The sequence below is a fragment of the Mucilaginibacter sp. genome (genome assembly GCF_036383575.1).
In the GTDB taxonomy this organism is placed as follows: Bacteria; Bacteroidota; Bacteroidia; order Sphingobacteriales; family Sphingobacteriaceae; genus Mucilaginibacter.
Map to the genome: position 1 here is coordinate 1 of NZ_DASVOB010000416.1, position 4,296 is coordinate 4,296.

Genomic DNA, 4,296 nt, shown 5'->3' on the forward strand with positions numbered 1-4,296 from the left:
CTTCAAGGAGCTTAACATCATTGTTAAAGGTGACGTGGATGGTTCTATCGAGGCCTTGTCAGATTCATTACTTAAACTGTCAACCGAGCAGATCCAGGTGAACATCATCTCGAAAGCGGTAGGTCAGATCTCCGAATCAGACGTATTGCTGGCATCGGCTTCTGATGCGATCATCATCGGTTTCCAGGTACGCCCTTCAGGAGGTGCCCGTAAACTGGCCGAAGCTGAGCAGATAGATATCAGGCTGTACTCGATCATCTACGATGCGATCAACGAGATCAAAGCGGCGATGGAAGGTATGCTTGCACCAACCTTTGAAGAGAAGATCGTGGCTAACGTTGAGATCCGCGAAACCTTCAAGATCAGCAAGGTGGGTACTATTGCAGGTTGTATGGTACTTGATGGTAAAATTAACCGTAACAGCAAGATCCGTATCGTCCGCGATGGTGTGGTGATCTACACCGGCGAACTGGCCTCACTGAAACGCTTTAAAGATGATGTGAAAGAAGTTAGCACCGGTTACGAGTGCGGTTTGAACATCAACAACTTTAACAACATTGAAGTAGGCGACATTGTTGAAGCTTACGAAAACGTAGAAGTTAAACGCAAGCTGGCATAAACTAATCAGCTTTAAAATATCAAAGGGCTTATCTGTAAAAGGATAAGCCCTTTTTTGTTGGGAGAAATATTGATTGGTAATTGATTATATTTAATAGATCGTGCTATTTGTAAAAGGCCCCGAATAATGGTAATGAGTGATAAAAAGAAAATAATTGGAATAATGGCAATAAGTCTGCTTCTCTATTTAGTGGTTTATTCGTTAAACAAACTATCAAAAATAAAAGAAAAGAGAACTCATTTTATTGGCAGGATTGACAAGCTTGAATTTAGCGATAAGAAGACGCTAACTGTTACCATAAACGGTAATAAATATGGTTTAGGTACAGGTTGGAGATTTAATGAAAAAATAGCTGTTGGTGATTCATTAATAAAAGACAGCGATAGGTTAAGCTACAGATTAATAAAGCTCAAAACAAAAGAAGTCATAAATTCGGATTCATTATAACTATCTCGTTGAATTTACGCTATCGCCAAACTTCGAACAGTAGAAAGAGGGAACAAGAGAAGACTAATTATTGCGATTGGTATTCGACGCCATTATAACATTTCCTGTGCTATCAGTTTTAAATGTAACTGCGAAATTTCCACGATCATATCCCATTCGTTGACGTAGTTTATAGGTACACTTTGGTTTGAGCGTTAAATCAAAATCAATTACCAAATCTCTATTAAAAATCGTTTGTGCAGCAAGTCCAGTGTTCTTTTTATTAAAATATATAATAGATTGAGAACTCCGTAGCGTCACATCGCTTGAATCATCTTCTATTGATATCTCATTTAAGCCCTTTCCGACGCGCGAAACTATGGCTCCTTTTTTAATATCAATATAAATGCCGTTTGATGTAGAACAGGCAACAAGAACGATCTGAAGGTATAGAATAATGCTAAGCGTTATTCTATACCTTTTTCTTTTTATTATCATCATTTCAATGGGGAAACTGGTGTTCCTGATTTTGCCTCTTTAGTCGAAATTTAGGCATAGCGCAATTTCGATTAAAAAATTTCTAATACCTTAATAATTTCCTCAACTGGTCGAAGTTTAGCGGTAGCGTAACTTCGTACTAATATGGGTCAAGCTTTCAGCTTGACTACGCCCTCCTTCTCTTGTAACAATCCACGCCAGTCTAATGGCTTTTTTTAAACATAAAGCTTAATAACATTCTTCAATATGGTTCGTTATAAGTACTTACCTAAACAAGCAGTCACCTATGAAGTACACAATACTTACACTTCTCCTTCTTTCAGGCTTTGCAGCAATTGCCCAAACTACAGATACCATACTCGTTAAAGATGTCAGTACTAATTTAGGTAAAGAAGTGGTTTTAAAATGCCAGGTTATTGATTTTGATTCCCGCTCCAATTTATTGTATCTGTACATTGGTAACCGGTTCCCCAATCATTTGTTAACTATTATTGTAAAGAAACAGGTTGATGGCAAGCACCTGAAAATTGATAAGGATATCATATTGGGGCGCAAGATGGCTTATTTTACCGGGAAACTGATCAGTTATAATGAAAGTCCGGACACCACTGCACTTACAGACCAGGCCATGTTAAAAAGAGAAGTGGAACGCCCCCAGGCAGTAGTTATCGAATATAATGGGCAGGAAGGCACTATGAAACGCACGTACGAACCGAGGCAGGGGCCAATCGACTTACGAGGTAGGATTGTAATGATCATAGATAACAAAAAGCAAGTGGGAACAAAAAAATACCCGGTAATTATGAATGCCAATTAAACTTCGATTGGTGATTTGTTAATACTTTTTAATAATTAGCCTCAACTGGTCGAGTTTAGCGATAGCGTAACTACTAAAGCGGGTTAAGGTTACTGACAACATTTTGTCAGTGTTCAACTTTTAAAAACAGGGTGTTCAGTTTTTTAAACTAAGATTTTGTAACCCATTGACTATCAGAGACCATTTGTTCATAGTGGCTTATTTTTAGATTTCCATAAACTATAATCATCTGACTATCAATTGTTTGTTTTTAGAGAAAATTATCATATGTTCACACTTTCAAAGTTGAACACCAACAGGCGAATAACATTAACCGGGGTTTACAATTACAAAAACAATATCCGGCATTACCACATACTATGTAACTCCGACCAGAGACCTTAGTAATCACCCCCATGTAACAACTTTGTTAACGCAATATATTCCCGATTTTAATTTATAATAAATAGGTTTGTTTTAACTGATCTTATAATTTATTGTATATGAAATTAAAACTACTCTTTTCGTGTTTAATTACGGCGGGGATTGCGGTGCCTTCGTTTGCGCAGGAACCTGTTGATGCTGCTATGGTTCAAAAAATAAGGGAAGAAGGCCTTAACCATTCAAAAGTAATGGAAACGGCTTTTTACCTTACCGATGTTTCAGGCCCAAGGCTTGCCAATTCTCCGGGATTAAAACGCGCTCAAAACTGGGCGGTTAATCAGCTTAAAACCTGGGGCATGTCTAATGCTAAACTGGAAGCCTGGGGTAAATTCGGCAAAGGCTGGGAAGTTCAAAAAAACTATGCGGCTATTACTGTTCCCTACTATCATGCCATCATCGCCATCCCCAAAGCCTGGACACCCGGAACAAACGGTTTGATCAAAGGTGAAGTCACGGTGATCAAAGCTGATTCTGCCGCCGAGCTTGAGCAATACAAAGGTAAGCTGGCTGGCAAAATTGTGATATTTGATACCAAGGCCCCTACCGAGCGTACCTGGAAAGTTGATGCCGCCCGCTACACTGATGAGGAGCTTGCCGAAATGGAAAATGCTAAAGCTGCTCCTGCTGGTCCGCGCAGGAATGCTGCCGATCCAAACGCGGCACAGATGGCCTCTTTCCGCAAACTACGTGCTTTCAGGGCAGCGTTAAGCCAGTTTTTGGTTGATGAAAAAGCCGCGCTGGTATTAAGCCAGGCCCGCGGTACCGATGGTACGGTGTTCACTACTAACGGCGCTTCATATGCCGATACTGCCAAAGCGGTTGCTCCCGAGCTTGAAACCAGCAGCGAAGATTATCAGCGCATTTTACGCCTTGTAAAAAGCGGTCAGCCGGTGCAACTGGAAGCTGATATCAAAACGCAATTTATTACCGACGACCTTCAGGGTTACGACGTAGTTGCGGAAATTCCCGGCACGGATAAAAAACTGAAAGATCAGGTAGTGATGATCGGCGGTCACCTTGATTCATGGCATGCCGCTACCGGCGCTACCGATAACGCGGCAGGCAGCGCGGTAATGCTGGAGGCTATGCGTATTTTAAAAGCCATTAACTTTAAACCAAAACGTACTATCCGTATCGCATTATGGAGCTCGGAAGAGCAGGGCTTATTTGGCTCACGCGGATATGTAGCTAATCACTTCGGCGATCCTAAAACCATGGAGTTAAAACCCGAGCAAGCAAAGCTCTCGGCTTATTATAACCTCGATAACGGTACAGGAAAAATCCGTGGGGTATACTTACAGGGTGATTCGGCTGCGGCCCCTATCTTTAAAGCCTGGCTCGAGCCTTTTAAAGATCTTGGCGCTACTACCCTTACCATTCGCAATACCGGCGGTACCGACCACCTTTCGTTTGATGCGGTGGGCATTCCGGGTTTCCAGTTTATTCAGGATGCGATTGACTACGGTACACGTACCCACCACAGCAACCAGGACACCTATGACCGCCTGATTGA

General features: G+C 41.4%; 4 protein-coding genes. All 4 read left to right on the plus strand.

Annotation, left to right across the window (positions count from 1 at the left end; genetic code table 11):
* Positions 1-619: translation initiation factor IF-2 (locus VF500_RS14540; protein WP_330860358.1), on the plus strand; the 619-nt coding region annotated here is incomplete at its 5' end.
* Between the two features lie 132 nt (positions 620-751).
* Positions 752-1,066 carry a hypothetical protein gene (locus tag VF500_RS14545; RefSeq protein ID WP_330860359.1) on the plus strand — a complete coding sequence of 105 codons (315 nt, stop codon included), beginning with the start codon at positions 752-754 and terminating at the stop codon, positions 1,064-1,066.
* Positions 1,067-1,829: 763 nt separating this feature from the next.
* Positions 1,830-2,360 carry a hypothetical protein gene (locus VF500_RS14550; RefSeq protein WP_330860360.1) on the plus strand — a complete coding sequence of 177 codons (531 nt, stop codon included), beginning with the start codon at positions 1,830-1,832 and terminating at the stop codon, positions 2,358-2,360.
* Positions 2,361-2,842: 482 nt separating this feature from the next.
* Positions 2,843-4,296 (plus strand): M20/M25/M40 family metallo-hydrolase (locus VF500_RS14555; protein ID WP_330860361.1); only part of this gene is annotated, 1,454 nt, incomplete at its 3' end.